The sequence below is a fragment of the Prevotella sp. C561 genome, from assembly GCF_000224595.1.
Lineage (GTDB): Bacteria > Bacteroidota > Bacteroidia > Bacteroidales > Bacteroidaceae > Prevotella > Prevotella jejuni.
Genome location: NZ_JH114143.1, coordinates 136107 through 158895, shown reverse-complemented (window position 1 = coordinate 158895; position 22789 = coordinate 136107). Strand labels below are relative to the sequence as shown.

Sequence of the window (22789 nt, the reverse complement as noted above, 5' to 3'; positions counted from 1 at the left end):
TCCCTATAATCAATAAAAACAAAAGACCTTATGGAGAAAAGAGAATGGAAGCCTATTGAAGGCTTTAACTTTGAGGAAATCCTCTTTGAAGAGTATAACCACATAGCGAAAGTAACCATCAATCGCCCACGCTATCGTAACGCTTTCACACCAAAGACAGTATGGGAAATGACGCAGGCCTTTAACTACTGTCGTGAAGCCCTCGATATACGCGTCGTTATACTGACTGGTGCTGGCGACAAGGCGTTCTGCTCTGGAGGCGACATGCACGTGAAGGGACATGGTGGATACATAGGTACTGATGGTGTTCCACGCCTTAATGTACTCGACTTACAGATGCAGATTAGGCGTCTTCCAAAGCCTGTCATCGCAATGGTTAATGGTTATGCCATTGGTGGTGGACACGTCCTCCACGTGGTATGCGACCTCACCATAGCATCAGACAATGCCATCTTCGGGCAGACTGGACCCAAGGTTGGATCCTTTGATGCTGGTTTCGGTGCATCATATCTGGCCCGTATTGTCGGTCAGAAGAAGGCTCGTGAGATCTGGTTCTTGTGTCGTCAATACTCTGCAGTAGAGGCAGAACGCATGGGACTGGTCAATAAGGTAGTACCTTTCGACCATCTCGAAGACGAGTGTATAGAATGGGCAGAGACAATGATAGAGCGTTCTCCACTGGCTCTCCGTATGATGAAGGCAGGCTTCAACGCCGAACTCGATGGTCAGGCAGGTATTCAGGAGCTTGCAGGTGACGCCACCATGCTCTACTACACACTTGATGAAGCACAGGAAGGAGGCAAGGCCTTCCTTGAAAAGCGCAAGCCAGATTTCGACAAGTATCCGCAGTTCCCATAATTGGTTATAGCCTCATTGGCCTTATTAGACCAATGAGGCCAATATTGCCTTTAATAAATAAGAACTGTAGAATTGTTGCTCTATTAGGCCTATAAGCCCAATAGGCCTAATAATCCTAACAGAATTATTATTATCAACATCCTATTGAAACAATCATGGAAACACCTTTCTTGCCACAAAAAGGCAACTATCGAAACCTAATAGCTTATCAGAAGGCTGAGTGTATATACGATATCACCTACTACTTTGCCCACCACTTTCTGGAAAGAAACGATAGGACAATAGACCAGATGGTACAAGCTGCTCGCTCGGGAAAGCAGAACATTGCTGAAGGATGTGCTGCCTCAACGACTTCTGCAGAAACTGAAATAAAGTTGGTAAACGTTGCACGCGCCAGTCTACAGGAACTATTAATTGATTATGAAGACTATCTTCGTGTCCGAGGTCTTGCTAAATGGAATGTAAACGATAAGAATGCTATCATCGCTCGGCGCGTATGTGCCAAGCATAATGACTCTTCTTTTTATCGCAATGCCATTCAGGTACGCACCGATGAAACCATTGCGAACATTGCTATCACCCTAATTCATCAAGAAGACGTAATACTTAGAAGATATTTAGACTATATCAAAGAGGATTTCCTTAAACATGGTGGTATACGTGAGCAGATGACAAAAGCAAGAATTGAATATAGAAACAAGCAATAATGATTATACTATGTACAAGATAAATATCACCTCACGCACGCTTCATTTCCACGTCCCTGCAGGTACCTCACGGGGTGTTTACACAACGAGGAAAAGCTATTATGTCACACTATCTGACACCTATCAACCGGGAGTCGTGGGTGTAGGGGAATGCGCAACACTCCCCGACCTGTCGTGCGACGCCATGCCTGACGAACAATATGAGCAGAGACTACATTCCTTCTGTGAGGATTTCTGTCGTACAGGGAGGATAGACATTGATGCTATGCGCCCTTTTCCCTCTATGCTCTTTGGGTTGGAAACGGCTAAGGCACAGCTGGATGCCAAGGGAAGTATCAACCTCTTCAATACGTCGTTTGGCCGAGGAGAAGAGGGAATCACCATCAACGGACTCGTTTGGATGGGGTCCTTTGACGAGATGTTTCAGCGGTTAGAAGCAAAACTCACAGCTGGCTTCCGCTGTGTGAAGCTCAAGATAGGAGCAATAGACTTCAAGAAAGAAATCGAACTCATACGTCATATCCGTCAGAACTTCACACGTGATCGAGTCGAACTACGTGTTGATGCAAATGGAGCCTTTGCCCCTGAGGAGGCTATGCAACGGTTGGAAGCACTGGCACAATATGACATTCATTCCATCGAACAGCCTATCCGACAGCATCAATGGCAGGAGATGGCACGCTTGTGTGCTGATTCTCCGCTACCGATAGCCCTCGACGAGGAACTAATAGGGGTCAATGACCCTGCCGAGAAAGCATTATTACTCGACACAATCCGCCCACAATTCATCATCCTCAAGCCGAGTCTACATGGGGGAATGACGGGTACAAGGGAGTGGATCACAATGGCAAAGGAACGTAACATCGGTTCTTGGATAACCTCAGCACTTGAGAGTAACATCGGACTGAATGCTATCGCACAACTAACCGCAGATATCTATGGGTCGAATATCACCACCCCACAGGGATTAGGTACGGGACAACTCTTCACTGACAATATCCCAATGCCATTAGAGATAAGGCGCGATCAGCTATGGATCAGCGATTAAGATAGTTATTATTAGCCCTATTAGGCTTATTAGCCCTATTGGCCCAATAGCACAAATAAACAACAAGATAGTTATTATTAGCCCTATTAGGCTTATTAGCCCCATTGGCCCAATAGCACAAAAAACAGCAAAAATGACACTACAAGACTTTCTTTCAGAATGGCAGAATGACTGTCCACAACTCCTTGTACACACCAGTGGCTCTACAGGTAAGCCTAAACCGCTGTGGGTGGAGAAGCAACGTATGCTCAACTCAGCCCGTATCACCTGCGATTTCCTTGGCTTGAAAGCAGGCGACACAGCCTTACTCTGTATGCCACTCGACTACATTGCGGGAAAGATGATAGTGGTAAGGAGTATCGAACGCAACCTGCGTTTGTTGAGTGTCACACCATCCGGACATCCCCTATCTGATGCTTCCTTGGCAGAAGCAGACCTCCCCGACGAAGAGATAACCTTTGCTGCTATGGTACCATTACAGGTTTATAACTCCCTACAAGTACCTAAAGAATGTGAGAGATTACGCCATATACGCCACCTAATAATAGGTGGTGGTGCTATTGACGACAAACTATCAGCGGCCCTACTCAATTTCCCTAATGCGGTATGGAGTACATACGGTATGACAGAAACACTCTCTCACATAGCCCTACGACGCCTAAACGGACCCAATGCGAGCGAATGGTATAAGCCTTTCGAGGGTGTGACTGTGTGGCTCAACGAGGAAGGTTGTCTTGTCATTGACGCCCCTGCTGTATGTTCACATCCATTGGTAACCAACGACAGAGCTGAGATTAGCCCTTTCACAACAGAAGATAACATTAAAACTCCTTGTTTTCGTATCCTCGGAAGGAAAGATAATGTAATTGACTCGGGCGGCATCAAGATTCAAATTGAGGAAGTGGAACAGCGTCTAAAACCCTATCTAACAGCCGACTTTGCCATAACCAGCTGTCCTGATGAGCGTTTTGGAGAAGCTGTTGTCTTGCTCTCAACACAAGACAACACCAATGACATTAAAGCACTCTGCCAACGACATCTCCCCAAATTCTGGCAGCCTCGCTTCGTCTTCCACGTTCCCTCCCTCCCCAAAACAGGTACTGGGAAACCTGCAAGGGCTGAGATAAAAGCCTTAGCACACCAAATGAGTAAGTTAAATACATAAGACTGCTCCCTTGCTAATAGTATATACTATTGGTATTCAAGCTCCGCACAACCCGTGCGGGGTGTCCCCACTCCTCTTGACAAGGGTCTGAGAAATTAGTCAAGAAGATTATCAATATTGCCCAGATAGTCCTATTCAGAACAAAAACATCCCTTAACAATCTATTGACCAGCGTAAAGCAGGAATATAAAACAAAGAGAAAGCGTCTCTTATCATACTATTGATGCTGAGAATACACCTTTTTATATATAATACACGATAATAGTCACACAAGCGATATACCCCCACAACCATTCGGCATCTTTTCTCTCATGAAACCAATTCAGCACTTGCTATACAATGAAAAACTTAATCTTTTGTTTGCCACAACCGATTTTTTTGTCTAATTTTGCACTCACAAAACCAATACGTAGATTATAAATGGACGATTATCACGCGGAGAATTACAATTCGTAGACGTGAGGATTACAACAAGAAGTTGCTAATCCCCACCATATTATTTAACTATGGAGATTAGCTAATGAAGACATATTGGAACATTAACGGAACCCTGAATACCATTAAAGAATGGCAGCCAAACTGCTGGATTCAGGTTACTTGCCCAACAGAACAAGACCAACAAGAACTCGAAGACACCTTTCATATTCCAGACTATTTCTTATCGGATATCAGCGATACCGATGAGCGAGCTCGCTATGAATATGATGATGGATGGATGCTGATTATCCTTCGTATACCATACGTGAAGGAGATACGCTCACGAACACCTTATACTACGGTGCCATTGGGTATTATTCATAAAAGAGATGTGACCATCACGGTTTGTAACTTTGAGACGAATATGATGCTCGACTTCGTCAGCTATCAGCAAAAAAGGAATGAAGGCTTCACCGACTATGTAGACCTTATCTTCCGTCTCTTCCTCTCTTCTGCCGTATGGTACCTTAAACGACTGAAGCAAATCAGTACTTTGATTGAGAAGGCAAAACACAACTTGGATAGAGGAGTGGATAATGAGAGCCTTATCGGACTAAGTAGACTACAGGATTCGCTCACTTATTTCATCACATCTATCCGTGGTAACGAGAACCTCCTGGCTAAGTTGAAGTTCAAACTGCAGATAGACGAGTTGGATGCCGACCTCATTGAAGACGTAAACATTGAGATGTCACAGGCACGAGAAACGACAAGTATCTATTCAGACATCCTTGAGTCAACAATGGATACCTACTCAAGTATTATCAACAACAACATGAACACCGTGATGCGTACGCTCACCTCGGTGTCTATTGTCATGATGTTGCCAACCCTAATATCCTCTCTCTTCGGTATGAACCTCGTCAACGGAATGGAAACAAACCCTTGGGGATTCCCTGTAGCAATGCTCTTATCAGTCGTTGTTTCCGTTGCTTCATGGTGGTTCCTACGCCATAAACGATTGCTTTAGAGCAGAGAAATAAAAAAAACAACTTAAAATTAGGTATTTTCAAACTTTTTGTCTAAGTTTGCAAATGATATGTTATATGGTAGAAGACTACCGGCATCTTTGCAATGGTCTGAAACCTTGAATGTGGAAAAACCCAAATCACAAACAAAAAGTGAAATGATGGACTCTCAAGAAAATACCCTGAAGCAGGGTGCAGAAGAAGTTAAGCTGTCTGAAGAAGTTGTAACTAACGCCTCAAAAGATAATTCTGAAGAAGCACAGGAAACTAATACTAAAGCAGCAGAAGACCTCAAACAGCCAGTTGAAACACAGCCTGAAAGCGAGGAGACAAACCCTGCTGCAAAGGCGTATAGTTCAAAAAAGGAAATCATAGAGCGTCTAAAGGCTATCGTCGATAGTGACGATACACCTGAAAAAGCAGAAGTGGAACACCTTAAAACGGTATTCTATAAGTTGCACTTTGCCGAGCGCGAAGCACAACAAAAGGAATATCTCAACAATGGCGGAGACCCTGAGAAATATCAGGTACTACCTGATGAGGACGAAGAAGTCTTTAAGGCGGAGATGACCATTATCAAAGAAAAACGCCAGAAAGCATTCCTTGCGCTTGAAGAAGAGAAACAGCAAAATCTGAAGAAGAAAGAGTCTATCATCGAGCAGATTAAGGCGATGGCTACTACTCCAGATGAGGCTAACAAGAATTTCGACAAGCTCAAGAAGCTACAACAGGAGTGGAAAGAAATCAAACTTGTCCCTGCTGAAAAGGCTAACGAGCTTTGGCGTAACTATCAACTCTATGTTGAACAGTTCTACGACTTGTTAAACCTCAACCGAGAGGCACGAGAATACGATTTCAAAAAGAATCTTGAGAAGAAGACAAAACTGTGTGAGGCTGCAGAAAAGTTAGCTGACGAAACAGATATCATCAGTGCTTTCCATCAGTTACAGGAGCTTCATCAGGAATACCGAGAGACTGGTCCTGTGGCAAAGGAGCTTCGTGAACAGATTTGGACACGCTTTAAGGCTGCAAGTACTGTTATCAACAAACGCCATCAACAGCATTTCGAGACACTTCGCAACCATGAGGAAGAGAATCTAACAAAGAAGACTGCACTCTGCGAAAAGGTTGAGGATATCGCTAAACAGGAGAATAAGACCTCTGCTGATTGGGAGAAACGTACAAAGGAGATAATAGCTATTCAGCAAGAATGGAAGACTATCGGCTTTGCTCCACAGAAGATGAACGTTAAGATCTTTGAGCGTTTTCGTGCTGCATGTGACGATTTCTTCGGCCGTAAAGGCGAATTCTTCAAGCAGCTTAAAGAGCAGTTTGCTGAGAACGCAGAGAAGAAGAAGGCACTTGTTGAGAAGGCAAAGGCATTAAGTGACTCTACTGACTGGAAAGCAACATCAGATAAACTCATTGCATTACAGAAGGAGTGGAAGACCATTGGTATGGTTCCTAAGAAGATTGGTGACCAGCTATGGAATGATTTCTTGGCTGCTTGTAACCATTTCTTTGAGGCTCGTAACGCTGTCCATGCAGACTCTCGTAATGAGGAGCATGAGAACCTGAACAAGAAACGTGACATCATCAAGCAATTGAAGGAACACGCAGAAAAGGCCGAGGAAGGTTTGCACGAGAAGGTTCAAGAGCTGACTGAGCAATATAATAAGGTGGGGCACGTACCTTACAAGGAGAAAGACAAGCTTTATAAAGAGTATCATGAGGTATTGGACAAGATATATAAGGACCTCCATATCTCTGCTGCTCGCAAGCGTGTTGACAACTTCCGTAACAATCTGAAGAAGGTTGCAGACCGTGGTGCAGATGCTCTTGACAACGAGCGCGGCCGTCTCCTCAGACGCTTCGAACAACTGAAACAGGAGATAAATACCTACGAGAACAATCTTGGGTTCCTCAATATTAGTTCAAAGAAGGGCAATAGCCTTATTGATGATATGAACCGTCGTATTCAGAAACTCAAAGATGATATGGAAGAGGTGAAGCAGAAGATTAAGGCAATCGATGCTGAAAACAAATAAAACATAACATCCCTACCATGCTCGTCCATGGTAATAAAGGACGGAGGGAAGGGTAAAATAGAAACAAAGAAAGGGGCAATTCCGCATAGGATTGCCCCTTTCTTTGTTCTACTTTATCCACAGCTCCACTCCACAAAAAGCTTCATTGCCGAATTTACTTTCATGAGAAGAAATATTTTTTATCGTGAAAAGAAATATTTTTCTTCATGAAAAGAAATATTTTTCTTCATGAAAAAAAATCGAAAACAGACTTTTCTTTACTCAAAGAAGACAGATGACAGGAGTATCTGTCACACATAGTATCTACTCTGAAAGATGGTTTCGTCACTCCTTAACCGTCTTCTTCTTTGCCTCATTCCATGCTATGATACCCCCTAAAAGGTTAGTTACTTTAAAGCCCTCCTTGCTAAGAAGAGAAGCAGCCATAGCCGAACGCTTCCCCGAACGACAATAAACCGCACAAGCACGATGCTTGTCAAGCGTAGCAAGAGCCTTCGTTAGAAATGTAGAATCCAATACGTCGATATGTAGTGAGCCTGGAATATGTCCTTCCTTATACTCATTAAGTCTGCGAACATCCACCAACTGAACAGAATCAGACTTAATCAGCTGTTCAAAACCATTTACATCAACATTCTTGTACGCACTTTGTGCTGATGCACCCATCCCTATTCCAAATACTGCCAAAATGGCTGCAATAAACTTTTTCATACTCTACTGTGTAAGAAGATAAATACTTTATGAAACGAAAAAAGAGAGTTGAATACTCAACTCTCTCATCTTTGTTGGGATACCCGGACTCGAACCAGGAATGACAGGACCAGAATCTGTAGTGTTACCATTACACCATATCCCAATAACTAAGCAACTCATTTCCGAATTGCGAGTGCAAAGTTAGCACTTTTTCTTTAACTACCAAAACTTCTAACGACTTTTTTTAATAAAAGAGTTAAATTTGTTCTTTAATGGAGTTCTACGTTGGTTAAAGTGGACAACTTCGTCAAATGGTAACAAATTGCTAAATAAAACAAAATTTATTTTGTGCTTCATTCCTTTTACGCTACCTTTGCATCTCATATAATAATGTAACTTAATGGAAGAAACAAAGAAATTAGTAGAACTTATAACAAAAGGAATTCAAGATAAGAAAGGACATGGCATAGTTATTGCAGACCTATCAGAGATTGATGGTACTATCTGTCGCTATTTCGTAATATGCCAGGGTAACTCCACTCAACAGGTAGAATCTATTGCAGGATCGGTGAGCGACTATGTTCGTGAAGCCGTCGGTGAGAAGCCAATCAACTGTGTTGGACTCGGTAATGCACAGTGGGTTGCAATAGATTATGCGGACGTCATCGTCCATATCTTTACCCCAGAGACACGTGCTTTCTATGATATAGAACACCTCTGGGAGGATGCCAAGTTGATTACTCTGCCTGATTTAGACTGATAAAGTAACCCGGTAATCAACCTTGTTATATCAAAATTAAAACTTCAAAATGGACAATTCAAAACCGAACAACAAACCGAATATGCCTAAATTCAATATGAATTGGCTTTACATATTCGTTATCATTGCCCTCGGAGTAGTGTTCTTTGCGGGAGGAAATGGAATATTTCCGTCAAGTGCAGGTGTAGATAAGGATTATACCACCTTTAAGCAATATGTTGCAAAAGGCTATGGTACGAAAGTTGTTATCAATAGGAACGACAACACCCTACGCATGTATGTTAGCCCAAACCACATCCGTGACATCTTCAAGAAGGGCACTAAAGAAGTAGGAACAGCCCCATACGTAAACGTAGAGATTGGGTCTGTTGACAAAGTTGAGACTTTCCTCGATCAAGCTGTAGCCCAAAAGAAGATTGCCAGCTATAGTTATGAGAACAAATCAAGCAATACCATCCTCGATATTCTTGGTTCTATCGCACCATGGATATTCTTCTTTGGTATCTGGTATTTCCTCATGCGCCGCATGGGCGGAGGTGGCAGCGGAGGCGGTAGTGTCTTCAGTGTTGGCAAGTCTAAGGCTAAGCTTTATGAAAAGGCCAATGAGATGGGCATCACCTTCAAGGATGTTGCGGGCCAGACAGGTGCTAAACAAGAGGTAGAAGAGATTGTTGAGTTCTTGAAGAACCCTAAGAAATACACCGACTTAGGCGGTAAGATACCTAAGGGAGCACTGCTTGTTGGACCTCCTGGAACGGGTAAGACGCTCTTGGCAAAGGCCGTTGCAGGCGAAGCAGGAGTACCTTTCTTCTCTATGAGTGGTTCTGACTTCGTTGAAATGTTTGTCGGTGTCGGTGCAAGCCGAGTACGTGATGTATTCCATCAAGCTAAGGAGAAGTCACCTTGTATCATCTTTATTGACGAGATTGATGCCGTGGGTCGTGCGCGTTCAAAGAACCCAGCAATGGGAGGAAACGATGAGCGTGAGAACACACTCAACGCCCTTCTGACAGAGATGGACGGCTTCGGAACGAACTCAGGTGTTATCGTTCTTGCAGCAACCAACCGTGTAGACATGCTCGACAAAGCCCTCCTTCGTGCCGGACGTTTCGACCGTCAGATACACGTTGACCTACCCGACTTGCCTGAACGCAAGGAGATTTTCCTTGTTCACATGCGTAACCTAAAGTTAGAGAAGAACCTCGACATAGACCTTCTCGCACGTCAGACACCAGGTTTCTCAGGTGCTGATATCGCTAACGTATGTAACGAGGCTGCCCTTATCGCAGCCCGTCATGATAGTAAAGAGGTAACAAAGCAGGATTTCCTTGATGCTGTTGACCGTATCATCGGTGGTCTTGAGAAGAAGACAAAGATACTGACAGCTGCCGAGAAGCGTACAATCGCGCTCCATGAGGCTGGTCATGCAACAATCAGTTGGTTCTGTGAACATGCCAACCCATTGGTTAAGGTGAGCATCGTACCACGTGGACAGGCACTCGGTGCAGCATGGTATTTGCCAGAGGAACGCCCTATCACCACCAAGGAACAGATGCTCGACGAGATGTGTTCATTGCTGGGTGGACGTGCAGCAGAGGAACTCTTCACTGGTCATATATCCACAGGAGCGATAAACGACCTCGAGCGTGCCACTAAAAGTGCATACGGTATGATAGCTTATGCAGGTATGAGTGACAAGTTGCCAAACATCTGTTATTATAATAATGACGAATACAACTTCCAGAAGCCATACTCTGACACGACGGCTAAGACCATCGACGAAGAAGTACTGAAGATGGTTAACGGACAGTATGCACGTGCAAAGCAGATCCTCTCAGAGCACAAAGAGGGTCATAACCGCCTGGCACAACTTCTTGTTGAACGTGAGGTTATCATGGCAGAAGACGTTGAAGAAATCTTCGGAAAGCGTCCATGGGTAAGTCGCACAGATGAGTTACTCCACCAGGAGGAGAACTCTCAGCCTAAATTAGAGGATATGCCAGAAGAGGTTAAGCAAGCTCAAGCAGAGCACGAAGCAATGAAGGCAAAGGAAGAAAACGACAAAGCCAGTGACTTATAAACATCTATACAGTTATGAGTGATAAACTAAAGAACTTGATTATAAGGGCTATAACGGGTGTGTTCTTCGTTGTTGCGATGGTGTTAGGTATCCTTCACCCTCACGGACTGATTGCTCTTTTCGCACTCATCACGGGCCTTTCTGTCTGGGAATACACTGGACTGGTGAACAACATCAAAGGAGTAAAGGTAAACCGGTTTATATCAACCATCGCAGGTGTCTATTTCTTTCTGTCGGTTGCAGGTTTATGTGTGACACCCATTGAAGGTTTCATCGTCTTTGTACCCTACATTCTGACCATCATCTATATGTTTATTTCAGAACTCTACTTGAAGAATGAGAACCCTGTCAACAGTTGGGCATACACGATGTTAGGCCAGATGTACATCGTACTGCCTTTCTCTTTGATTAACGTATTGGCTTTTCAACAGGTAGGACCGGGCCAGATAACTTTCGATTTCCTCCTTCCGTTGAGTATCTTCATCTTCCTTTGGACCAACGACACAGGTGCTTACGTATGTGGTTCGCTCTTTGGCAAGCATAAACTTTTCCCACGTATCAGTCCTAAAAAGAGCTGGGAAGGAAGTATCGGTGGTGGTATTCTTGTTCTGATTGTGGCTGGTGTCATTGGCTACTTTGCCAACAACAGCGGTACACCTCACGTGCTAAGTATTCCTGCATGGGTAGGTCTCGGACTCGTCGTCGTATTCTTCGGGACGTGGGGCGACCTTGTAGAGAGTCTTCTTAAACGTACACTCGGTGTTAAGGATAGCGGTAATATCTTACCAGGACATGGTGGAATGCTCGACCGTTTCGACTCTTCTCTCTTAGCAATACCAGCAGCTGTCGTGTATCTCTACACGCTGACCTTCTGGATTCAACACTGATTAATAATGATATAACAGACGTATAGGGACAGACAAAGCCGTCTGTCCCTATCGTGTTTATAACCTCATCATATTCTGACAATGAACACAACACCCATAGTAGATTGTCTTCGACAAGCTTTCGACTATTACAATGCCCTCATCTTTGGTGGTAAACTACCCGTACCAAAGCTAAAGTGGTCGTATGCTAAGACTCGATTGGGACAGATGGCATGCAAAAGAAAGATGAGCTTAGGGCGTACGACGTATTATGACTATTGTATTTCCGTCTCTAACTATTATCAGTTAACGAAGGAGGAGATAGACGATGTGCTCATTCACGAGATGATACACTACACCATCGCCTACACAGGTCTGAAAGACACCGCGCCACATGGCATTGTCTTCCGGGGTATGATGGACAAGATAAACCGTACTTTCGGCAGACACATCACCATCTCCGTGCGCACACGCAACCTCCAACCTCGCATAGCACAACAATCCAAGAACTTTCTCATATTAGCGTTAGAGATGAAAGATGGCAAATATTTCCTTTCTTCCGTCAACCCCTCTTTCGCAAGGAAATTGTCGCTCTCTCTTGCTCGCATGCATGAGATAGTTCATTACGCATGGTATCAATCACAAGACGAGTACTTCCACAACATGCCATGCGTGCGTTCTTTACGGGGCAAACAAGTGTCGAAAGAGGTCTATACAACGATGATTGAGAAGATGAAACGACTCAAATAAAAGTCTCATAGAGTCCCTTATCCGAATTATTTTCACGACAAGAAAGAATTATTTTCACGACAAGAAATATTTTTTTTCATGAAGAAAAATATTTTTCTTCATGAAAAAAAATTAGAAATAACTACCCCATGGGGGATGTACACCCTACTGAAATAATACAAAAACGCCTTTGCAGGAGTCCCGCAAAGGCGTTTTCTGTATTATAAAATATGCCTATCAGCTTAGTAAACTGGTACAATCCAGAAGTGCATAGCACGGTTTTCAGCTGGCAACTGATACTTCTTTAATGGTTCAGCACCCCAACTGTCAATACCACCCACACCCATCATTGCAGCATCTAAAGTAAGATTAGTGTACTTAGACAGTGGTACCTGATAGCTATGTCGCTGATGTTTCTCACGTCCTTCATCAAGGTCAGAGATATTATAGTGTAATGCGCTGGCAGAGAAAGCAGCCTCATCAAACAGTACACGGAACCCATGACCACCGTTATCAGTCTGTTGCCACCAGCGAATATCGCTTTTCGTACCCGTTTCCTGTGGTCGGATGTAAGGATAGAATTGCTTGTCAGCAGTCTGCTCATATATCCCGATGCGCTGAGAAAGCTTACGATCAGCATAGTTCTCGATAGGTCCACGACCGTAGAACACCGATTTATCCATATTATAAGGCAACTGCATCAACACTCCGAAACGAGGAAGTTGAGGTGCTTTGCTGCCTTCCTTCATGTCCATATCCATGCTTACATGGAGTGCACCATCCGTTGCTACATGATAGACAAGGCATAACTGGCCCTCAACCTGTGGCATATCATAGACAGCAGTGAGGCGATTCATCTTCTTATCGACCTCTAATGACCTAAGAGTCATGGTAGGGTTCTTCCACACAGACAGGCGGTTTTGGAAGTTCGTTCCCATGTCATTGTCTGTCATAGCACGCCAGAAATTAGGCCTCAAACTACCACCTTCGCCCAAGAAGTTACGTCCATCGACCTGATAACTGCTGAGGAAGCCAGTCTTACGGTCGAAGACAATGTTAAAGTTATTACCCGCAAAGCCTACAAAACCCGCTTTCACGTTATCTATAACCTTCACCTTACTCTTAGCAACAGGCTCCATCTTTGGCATAGGTTGCCAAGGCTGCACCTCCATTTGCATCTCAGCAACAGTCTGACCAGCAGCCATTAATGGTTCAGCCGACTTTAATTTAAAGTCGACATTCAATAGTACTTCGCCATCAAACTCCTTACCTGTGATAGGCAAAGTGTATTCAACAGTCTGCTGCGGTGCGACCTTCAGCTGTTCAATCGTACCCTTCTCTACTGTCTTACCATCATTGACAAGACTCCATTCCATGCGATAGTTGCTAAGATCACGGAAGAAATATTCATTATAAACAGCTATCTTTCCATGTTTAAGGTCGACAGGATGCGCCCATATATTCTGATACTCATAGGCAACCTCGTACGCATGTGGATTAAGCTGACGGTCAGGACCAATCATACCATTGCAGTTGAAGTTATTGTCCGATGGGTCTGTCTTATTATAATCACCCCCGTATGTGTACTCAGTCTTCGCATCTACTGCATCAGCCGCCCGTTCATAGTCCTCCAACCTACGAGCAGCATTGAACTTAGGGTTGCGGTGTAAGCCCTGATCAACAAAGTCCCAATCAAAGCCACCTTGGAACTTTGGATACTTACGGACGAGGTCCCAGTACTCTTTCAAGTTTCCTCCAGAGTTACCCATGGTATGATTATACTCGCATTGGATAAGTGGTCGGGTGTATTTATCATTCTTTGAATACTCCTCACAAGCCTTTGGAGGATAGTACATCGGACAGAAGATATCCGTAGCATAGCCATTCAGCTCTGCACGTTCATACTGTACAGGGCGACTCTTGTCCTGCGACTTTATCCAATCGTATGCCGCATCGAAGTTCTTACTGTAGCAAGTTTCGTTGCCTAAGCTCCAAAATGTGATGCTTGTATGATTAAACTTTGTCCCAACATTATGCTGGTTACGCTCCATAATCTGCTTTGCAAAGAGTGGACTACCAGACACTGCATCCTTATTATAACCAAAGCCATGACTCTCTTGATTAGCTTCAGCAACGACGTAGAGGCCATACTCGTCGCAAAGGTCGTACCATATAGGGTCGTCAGGATAGTGACATGTGCGCACGGCATTGACGTTCAACCGCTTCATCAGCTTGATATCTTGAAGCATTCGCTCACGTGTAACAACATAGCCTCCGTCTGGGTCCATCTCATGACGGTTGACTCCCTTGAAGAGAATAGGCTGACCATTCACCAACACCTGCGAGTTCTTAATCTCAACCTTACGGAAACCAACCTTTAGAGGGATTATCTCAATAGCCTTACCAGTCTTGGTATCCTCTACATAAACATAGAGATTGTAGAGATAAGGAGTTTCAGCAGTCCACTTCTCTGGGTTTCTGAGTTCCATAAAAGCCGTAGCCTGTCCTGCCTTATCTGCCGTAACAACAGTCTTATTGGCAAGGTTATTATCCGCATCCTCCAATATCAAGAAAGCCTTTGTACTCCCTGCCAACTGAAGATCGACACTAAGCGTACCGTCTTTGTAATCGTTTACAAGGTCAGGCGTTACACGGATATCTGTCAAATGCTGCTTAGCATCACGTGCATAGAGATAACTCTCACGTGCAACACCACTGAGTCTCCAGAAGTCTTGGTCCTCACAATAACTGCCATCCGACCATCGGAACACTTGGAAAGCAAACTGGTTTTCACCCTTCTTAAGATACTTCGTCACGTCAAACTCTGGCCCTATCTTAGAGTCTTCACTATAACCAACGAACTTACCATTCACCCACAGATATATACAAGACGTCACTGAACCAAAATGAGCAATAACTTGTTTGCCATCCCAGTTGTCTGGTAGACGAAGAGTACGACGATAAGACCCTACGTGATTCTCCTTGATAGGAACCTCGGGAGGGTTATTCTTGAAATTACCTCGCCATGCAAAACCGATATTAACATAGACAGGATCACCATAGCCATTCATCTCCCAGATGCCAGGAACAGGGAAGGTCGACCACTGAGAATCGTCGAATTCCGTACGAAAGAAGTCTGTTGGACGTTGATCAGCATTCTCAACCCAATTGAACTTCCAGTCCCCATCGAGGGAAAGAAAGTTCGTCGAGTTCTTCCTATCGAACTTTGTTCCATGCACATCCTCCGCTGGTGCGAAAGCAAAAAAGTCCGTATGCGTTGCAAAACGATTGACAGCATTTACCTGAAGGTCATGCCACTCGGTGAAAGTTGGCGCAGGAATGGTATTCTGCGCATGAACACCAGTAACAGACATACCCATCAGTAATGCTGTTAGAAATAACTTTTCCATATTGATAACAATTTAGGTTTCTATCTTAAAGTTCCTTAACTCACACAAAGAGCATATATAAGGATAACACAACAAATTTAACAAAAAAACCTGTAATTATCGTCTTATCTCACAAAAAATATGTATATTTGCTTAGATAAACAGTATAAATAACATTTATTGTATCCTAATATGGCCAGACAACACTCCCTAAACCGCTCAATTGTTTGTTGCCTTTTGATGATTAGTTCTACCACTGTAGCAAATGCACAGAGCAGACATAAGGCAATTACTAACAAACATAAGCAGCCATTATTCCTCATCAATGACACCCTTCCTATTGTCGGTTCTATGGCAAAGGTAGGGGAGAAACAGATGAATAAAGGTTTGGTAAACTCTGCCATCAGTGCCCTCTCTGGACAAGCTGTTGGTGTGAATGTCGTAACAAGTGGACAGGATCGAATGGCAATGTTGACCAGTGTGCGCGTTCGTGGTACCACTTCGCTTACAGGAGGCAACGACCCTCTGGTCCTCATAGATGGTGTCTCGTCTGATTTAGCTACTCTTTCCACTATCTACCCGGCTGATATAGAAAGCTTTACTATCCTCAAGAATGCCTCTGAAACATCTAAGTATGGTTCAAGAGGAGCAGCGGGTGTTATCGAAGTAAAGACGAAACGTGGTAATGGCGGTAAGTTTCAAATCTATTATGATGGGACTGCAGGCTTCGACGTAGTGTACAAACGCCTTCGAATGCTTAATGCTGCAGAGTACATAAGTGCGGCTAAAGCATTGGGATTAGACTATGTTGACAAGGGTTATGATACTGATTTCCAAAAGGAAATAGTACGAACAGGCTTCGTAAACTCACATCACGTTGCTTTTAGTGGGGGTAGTGACAAGTCTAACTATCGTGCCTCATTAGGCTATGTACGTGGACAAACGGTCATTAAGGACAAGAACTACAATAACTTCGTGGCTAAGTTGGATATCTCACAGCTTGCCTTTGATGAGAAGCTAAAGATAGACTTCGGTGTGTTCGGCTCTTCTCAACAAGACGATAAGATATTTGATATACAAGCATTGTCCTACTCTACCGCTGCTATGAACCCTACCCTCCCCTTCCATAAGGTAGGAACAGGATGGCAGAGGAACGGTAATGCTTCACAGATAGGACCAACAGAACCACTGCTGTTTGAGCGTAATGATGAGAAGAACCTCACGTTCAATTCTCACCTGCAGTTATCCTTGCAGTTGGCACATAACCTACAGTTAGCGGCCTTAGGTTCCTATTCTTACACCTCAACAGAGAATGGTAAGTTTGCTCCTACGTGGGTTTGGGCACAGGGATTGGCGTATAGAGGAGAGCGAAAGACCGAAGATATGTTAGGAAACATCTCTCTTGACTGGAAGAACCATTGGGGTGCAAATGCCTTGTCAGCCACCCTCCTCGCTGAATATCAGAAGAGAAAGGTAGCTGCCTTTTGGACTCAAGTAAAGGGATTGACCAACAACAACTTTGGTTATGACAATCTTGCAGCAGGCTCTGACCGCCCGTACGGAGGAACAGGAAGCAGCTATGCCGACCCAAGTCTTACCTCTTTTATGGGTACTCTATCCTATACGCTACTCGACAGATACACCCTTAACCTGACAACACGTGCTGATGGTTCGTCAATGGTAGGCAAAGATCATACCTGGGGTATCTTCCCTTCTATCTCAGCAAGCTGGGATTTAAAGAAGGAAAGGTTCCTTCGTAACTGCAATACCATTAGTCTATTGAACCTCCGAACGGGCTATGGTAGGTCAGGAAACCTTGGTGGTATCAGTTCTTATCTTACTTTAAGACAGTATATTCCAGTAGGTTTAGTGCCATACAACGGTACACCTACTGTGACAATGGGTACCTTGCGTAATAGTAATCCAGACCTACGTTGGGAGACACGCAGCACTTTCAATATCGGTACCGACCTTGGTTTGTTCAACAACCGACTCCTTCTTACGGCAGAGTACTACTATTCCAAGACAACAGATATGCTCTATGAATACGACGTACCAGTACCTACCTTCGCCTTTGACAAGCTATTAGCAAATATCGGATCTATGTCTAACAGCGGTTTTGAAGTGGGTATTGGCCTTGTTCCGATATCAAAGAAAGATATGGAACTCAACGTCAATATCAATATGGCATGGCAACGGAATAGACTCCTGTCACTCAATGGTAAACATAATGGAAGACAGATGACTGCATCAGAAATAACCCCTATCGGTGGTATGAACGGTGCTGGTTTCCATGGTGGATATAGTGATATTCTTTATCAGATAGTAGGTCAACCCTTAGGCGTTTTCTATCTTCCTCACTGCAAAGGAATTGTTGACAACGGACATGGACACTACAAGTATGACATTGCCGACTTAAACAATGACAACGTAATCGACCTCAGCGACCATGGTGATCGGTATATTGCAGGACAGGCAACACCTAAGATGACGCTGGGTTCTAATATAAGTTTCAGATACAAAGACTTCGACATCTCTCTACAAATGAACGGTGCTTTCGGACATAAGATATTTAATGGTACGGCACTGTCGTTTATGAACATGTCGAATTTCCCTGACTATAACGTGCTTGCAGAAGCTCCTTCACGGAACATTGTAGACCAGAATGTGACTGACTACTGGCTGGAACGCGGTGATTACCTGAACTTTGATTATCTCACGATAGGCTGGAACACACCCGTTAAAAACAAGTATATCAATTCTCTACGCATGTCTTTTAGCATCAACAACCTTGCTACTATCACAGGCTACAGTGGCTTAACACCAATCATCAACAGCTATGTAGTAGACAACACCTTAGGTATTGACGACAAGCGAACCTACCCTCCTTATCGTACCTACTCTATCGGTGTGAGCATTAAGTTCTAAGTACTTTAACGCAACATAAACAACTATCAAGTATGAAATACCTACTTCGACCACTCCTGTTCATGGCCCTCATCTCCCTTACGGGCTGTTTGGACGAAAACAGCAAAGACCGACTTGACGAGCAACAAGTCTACACTACAGACAAAGACGTGTATGTCAATGCTGTTGCAACCTTATATAATTACATTGGCGGCGACAAAGACAGTGAAGGACTACAAGGTACCTATCGGGGTGTGTACGACTATAATACGTTCACAACCGACGAGGCCATCATCCCTATTCGTGGTGGTGACTGGTATGACGGAGGTTTTTGGATTGACTTATACACACACAACTGGGCCGAAGATAGCAAACCGCTCTACGACACATGGAAATATTTATATAAGGTGATCGTGTTCAGTAATGATGGACTTTCTACTATCGAACGACATAAACAACTGCTAACTGACGAACAGTATAAGACTTATAAGGCAGAGGTTAGGGCTATTCGTGCCTTATACTACTATTATCTTATGGACATGTTCGGCAATATTCCCTTAGTAACAACAGTAAATGAAGATACTGAAAACGCTGAACAGGCAAGTCGTCCTGAGGTATATAAGTTCATTGTTAAGGAACTGCAAGAGGTCGCTCCCCTACTCCCTACAGGGCATAGCAACCATGCTGGCGTGTATTATGGACGTGTGACACGCTCTGTTGCCAACTTCCTCCTTGCTAAGTTAATGCTTAATGGTGAGGTCTACTCTGATGCCGATTGGACCGACAATCAGCGTCCTGATGGTAGGCAAACTTACTTTACTGTTGACGGTCAACAGATGAATATATGGCAAGCCTGCAAGTATTACTGTGATAAGGTGACTGCCGATGGCTTCACCTTAGCACCAGACTATCTCAGTAACTTCTATGTTCACAATGAGGATTCACCAGAGAATATCTTTATCATCCCGCTCGACAAACACCTTTATAAGAGTCAGTTCCAGTATCTGTTCCGCTCTCGTCACTACGCACATGGCGGTGCCTTTGGTACAAGCTCTGAGAATGGAGCCTCAGCAACCGTCTCAACTGTGAGGACTTTCGGCTATGGAACTAACCATGTAGACAATCGTTACGCCTACAACCTCTACTCTGACACGGTTCGTGTAGACGGGAATATCATCCGTTTAGAGAATGGTCAGCCGCTTGTCTATGTACCACTTGCAGTAGAGCCAACCCTCACAAACAGCCCATATATCAAGACGGCAGGGGCAAGAATGGCTAAGTATGAGGTGGACCGTACCGCCTTTAACGATGGTAAAAGCCCTGATAACGACATTGTTCTCTTCCGTTATGCTGATGTGTTACTGATGAAGGCAGAGGCCGAAGTACGCAATGGAGAGAATGGTGATAGGGAACTTAACCTCGTCAGAAGTCGTAGTGGAATGGGCTACAGAACAGCTACCTTGGATAATATCTTGGCCGAACGCCTTATGGAACTGATGTGGGAAGGCTGGCGCCGCAACGACCTCATCCGCTTTGATCGCTTCCATCAGTCCTACGACCAACGTACTGCACCTGCAACAGAAGCCGACCGACATACTATTGTCTTCCCTATTCCTTCACGAGCATTAGACCTCAATGAAAAGCTAAAACAGAATAAGGGGTATCAGAGTTAATGGTTATCTTTCGCCTGTCTGACAGCTGGCTGCCTCTACCTTTACAATGTAGAGCATGCTGTTTCATCATCGACACAAGGAGCGATACCCCCCCTATTCCACTACAAGGGAATATCGGGAAGAGGGCAATTACCCCTATATTGAAAACAAGAGTAGTATAAACTAAAAAACGCAGAGATAGACAATTCCGTCTTTCCCTGCGTTTTCTTTATGACTAACTTGTAAGAAAAGATAGCTTGTATGCCTCACATAGAAGGCCTGTCAACCCTCTTGACTTAGCAAGTCTACCGTCACCAGCTTATCCATCCCTCACCTCCTTTGGACGAATAGGGGTAGGTCTTTACATATCCTCTTGGAACAATGGGTCCTCAGGCACAACCATGATAGGCTTCTGCTGGGCAACCTTCAAAATATTCTCTGGTACATACTTATTGTCAACAACCAGACGGAAGGTGTATTCATTGAACCAAGGATTACTCATAATCAAGTAACCATTCTGACCATAAGAGGCACTCCAAGAGTTCTCAACCTTCCATTTCTTAGGCTGACCGTTCTCATCTAAGTCTACTGCCGTAAGTGTCATCGCATGCGTAGAACCACTGTCAAAGGTCGCTATGCGCTCTGCCTTGTTCATTGGGAAGGTCGTTCCAAAAAGTGTCCCATAGTCATAGTTATCCAAGTCAAGGTAACCACGCTTGCGATCGAGCTGCTTACCAACATCATAACTGGTGTACATCTTCGTCGAATCCTTCAAAGAAGCAATCGCCATCTTTGCTATCTCCTCCATAGGGAGGTTCACATACTTCCAGTTATGACCATCGTAGGTGTGGCGATCATACTCTATCTCGTAGGTCTTATAGTAAGGACGACGAGGGTCATTCATGGCCATAATGAACGTACCATTAAGTGGTCCGCCCACCGTTTCTTTATAGAATTGCTGTGGAGTATAGGTCTTTGCCTTACCAATCTGCTTGCCGTTCTTATCCTTAAAAGCAAAGGTAAAAGTCTTCACAGGCTCGCCCAAAGAAAGTGAGAGAATATGATAGATACTACCCAACATCTCTGTCTTACGTGCCTTAATAGCTGCCTTCGATTTCTTTTCAGCTACCATCTTACGTAATTCCAGTCCATACTCACGTAGTTTTGACGACACTATCCTTGCCATACGAGACGTGTTTTCAGCAGAATAAGTCTCTTTCATTGCTTCCATTGGTACAACACCATACTTCTCAACCAAGTCTGACACACCGCAGAACGTACCGCCATCGCTGATAGGATTCTTAAAGAAGAACTGCACACGTGGGTCGTCTAAGGGCTTATTCGCATTGTCTATCACCCCCTGTAACATCAGGTTTGCCTTCTCTAACTGGTCATAGAAAGAGAGGTAGACGTGCGAGAACTCCACCTTCAGTGTGTCCTTATGCTGACGAGCAAAGTTGGCACGTAGCACATTCAGACCCGTGAAGAGCCAGCAACGCCCAGAACTCTTCTGGTCCTGAATATTCTGCTTCGGTGTCTCCACGCTGAAATAGGTATCTACTGGTCCTGAATTACGGAAGTTATAAGCAAGGTCGTCAATCGAATTTGTTGCGATAGCATTCGCCAGAGCACGGTCGGATGTGCCCAAACCTGTCTTCTGTATCTGCTGTAACATCTGCGCATCAATACCGCCATCTTTCGTCTGTGCTTGAAGTGAAAGCGCACAACTCAACAAGCCACAGGCAATAATAATATTCTTTCTCATTGTTTTCTTAATAATATTAAGGTAAAGAGTTACTAATAAAATATACTCCACAAAGATACTATTTATTTCCCATTGTGGTTGTAAGAAAGTACGAAAAACATCAACAACACTGATAATTTCTGGTTCTTCCGTTAAATGTGTGGATTGTTAATAGAGTGAGATTAATCCACATACATGGTAAGCTTACCTCCAATAAGATTGTTTTATAAGGGGGGGGGAAAACTATATGATAAATGTAATTAGGTGTGATGTCTATCTGTCATCTATAACCTGCTTATTCCCTTATTAAATCATGTTTGTAAACTATTTTTGTACATCTCAAACCCAATACATGCTCTTTTGGCTTCTAAAAGACGCCCTTTTGGCTTGCAAAAGATGCTCTTTAAGACCCTAGCTAACGCCCTTTTGAAGTCCAATTAAGCACCTTTTACTTTATACTTGGTAACTAATTGATACTCTGTTGATTGCAAACATGCTTCATGTGTGTATTTTTGTCGTTATTTATAGATGTTTTCTTTGAAATTATGTAATGATTTTTAAACCCTTGTCTGCAGGTTTTCGATGTCTTAAAACGAAAAGATTTTCAATGAAAGAGGATGAAAATAGGATAAATAGTTGACTTTCTCAGCTATATTTTTGTTTAATGAGTAACTTTGGCTCTTACGTTAAAGCACTAC

15 protein-coding genes and 1 tRNA gene are annotated in these 22789 nt (G+C 43.8%); 12 read left to right on the top strand and 4 right to left on the bottom strand.

Features of this window, described 5'->3' with window-relative positions; translation table 11 throughout:
• Window positions 1-30: 30 nt before the first annotated feature.
• The 6 genes from menB to HMPREF0666_RS06185 all read left to right on the top strand — a co-directional run bounded on the left by menB (window position 31) and on the right by HMPREF0666_RS06185 (window position 7271).
• The gene (gene menB, locus HMPREF0666_RS06210; RefSeq protein WP_009011516.1) at window positions 31-858 is read left to right on the top strand and encodes a 1,4-dihydroxy-2-naphthoyl-CoA synthase; all 828 of its coding nucleotides are present in this window, start codon (window positions 31-33) and stop codon (window positions 856-858) included.
• 155 nt (window positions 859-1013) lie between these two features.
• The gene (locus HMPREF0666_RS06205) at window positions 1014-1565 is read left to right on the top strand and encodes a four helix bundle suffix domain-containing protein (RefSeq protein WP_009011515.1); all 552 of its coding nucleotides are present in this window, start codon (window positions 1014-1016) and stop codon (window positions 1563-1565) included.
• 10 nt (window positions 1566-1575) lie between these two features.
• On the top strand, window positions 1576-2613 hold the full coding sequence (locus tag HMPREF0666_RS06200) for an o-succinylbenzoate synthase (protein ID WP_009011514.1): 1038 nt from the start codon (window positions 1576-1578) through the stop codon (window positions 2611-2613).
• 133 nt (window positions 2614-2746) lie between these two features.
• Window positions 2747-3778: an AMP-binding protein gene (locus HMPREF0666_RS06195; protein ID WP_009011513.1), complete on the top strand. Its 1032-nt coding sequence runs from the start codon at window positions 2747-2749 to the stop codon at window positions 3776-3778.
• A gap of 520 nt (window positions 3779-4298) precedes the next feature.
• On the top strand, window positions 4299-5225 hold the full coding sequence (locus HMPREF0666_RS06190) for a magnesium transporter CorA family protein (RefSeq protein WP_009011512.1): 927 nt from the start codon (window positions 4299-4301) through the stop codon (window positions 5223-5225).
• Between the two features lie 156 nt (window positions 5226-5381).
• Window positions 5382-7271, top strand: a complete 1890-nt coding sequence (locus HMPREF0666_RS06185) for a DUF349 domain-containing protein (protein WP_042856073.1) — start codon at window positions 5382-5384, stop codon at window positions 7269-7271.
• Between the two features lie 324 nt (window positions 7272-7595).
• Here HMPREF0666_RS06185 and HMPREF0666_RS06175 read toward each other — a convergent pair whose 3' ends face one another.
• Both HMPREF0666_RS06175 and HMPREF0666_RS06170 read right to left on the bottom strand, forming a co-directional pair.
• Window positions 7596-7982: a rhodanese-like domain-containing protein gene (locus tag HMPREF0666_RS06175; RefSeq protein ID WP_009011510.1), complete on the bottom strand. Its 387-nt coding sequence runs from the start codon at window positions 7980-7982 to the stop codon at window positions 7596-7598.
• A gap of 74 nt (window positions 7983-8056) precedes the next feature.
• Window positions 8057-8127: transfer RNA gene (locus HMPREF0666_RS06170), tRNA-Gln, on the bottom strand.
• Between the two features lie 237 nt (window positions 8128-8364).
• Here HMPREF0666_RS06170 and rsfS point away from each other — a divergent pair.
• The 4 genes from rsfS to HMPREF0666_RS06150 all read left to right on the top strand — a co-directional run bounded on the left by rsfS (window position 8365) and on the right by HMPREF0666_RS06150 (window position 12420).
• Window positions 8365-8724, top strand: coding sequence for a ribosome silencing factor (rsfS, locus tag HMPREF0666_RS06165; RefSeq protein ID WP_009011509.1), 360 nt, complete (start codon window positions 8365-8367; stop codon window positions 8722-8724).
• Between the two features lie 49 nt (window positions 8725-8773).
• Window positions 8774-10804 carry an ATP-dependent zinc metalloprotease FtsH gene (gene ftsH, locus HMPREF0666_RS06160; protein ID WP_009011508.1) on the top strand — a complete coding sequence of 677 codons (2031 nt, stop codon included), beginning with the start codon at window positions 8774-8776 and terminating at the stop codon, window positions 10802-10804.
• 14 nt (window positions 10805-10818) lie between these two features.
• Window positions 10819-11691, top strand: coding sequence for a phosphatidate cytidylyltransferase (locus HMPREF0666_RS06155; RefSeq protein ID WP_009011507.1), 873 nt, complete (start codon window positions 10819-10821; stop codon window positions 11689-11691).
• 81 nt (window positions 11692-11772) lie between these two features.
• Window positions 11773-12420, top strand: coding sequence for a SprT-like domain-containing protein (locus HMPREF0666_RS06150; protein ID WP_009011506.1), 648 nt, complete (start codon window positions 11773-11775; stop codon window positions 12418-12420).
• A gap of 221 nt (window positions 12421-12641) precedes the next feature.
• Here HMPREF0666_RS06150 and HMPREF0666_RS06145 read toward each other — a convergent pair whose 3' ends face one another.
• Window positions 12642-15809 carry a glycoside hydrolase family 2 TIM barrel-domain containing protein gene (locus tag HMPREF0666_RS06145; RefSeq protein WP_009011505.1) on the bottom strand — a complete coding sequence of 1056 codons (3168 nt, stop codon included), beginning with the start codon at window positions 15807-15809 and terminating at the stop codon, window positions 12642-12644.
• 171 nt (window positions 15810-15980) lie between these two features.
• Between HMPREF0666_RS06145 and HMPREF0666_RS06140 the strand changes: the two genes are divergently transcribed.
• Complete coding sequence (locus tag HMPREF0666_RS06140) at window positions 15981-18716, top strand: SusC/RagA family TonB-linked outer membrane protein (RefSeq protein WP_009011504.1); 2736 nt, start codon at window positions 15981-15983, stop codon at window positions 18714-18716.
• 32 nt (window positions 18717-18748) lie between these two features.
• Window positions 18749-20368, top strand: a complete 1620-nt coding sequence (locus HMPREF0666_RS06135; RefSeq protein ID WP_009011503.1) for a RagB/SusD family nutrient uptake outer membrane protein — start codon at window positions 18749-18751, stop codon at window positions 20366-20368.
• 340 nt (window positions 20369-20708) lie between these two features.
• Here HMPREF0666_RS06135 and HMPREF0666_RS06130 read toward each other — a convergent pair whose 3' ends face one another.
• The gene (locus tag HMPREF0666_RS06130; protein WP_042856070.1) at window positions 20709-22112 is read right to left on the bottom strand and encodes a C1 family peptidase; all 1404 of its coding nucleotides are present in this window, start codon (window positions 22110-22112) and stop codon (window positions 20709-20711) included.
• Between the last annotated feature and the right edge of the window lie 677 nt (window positions 22113-22789).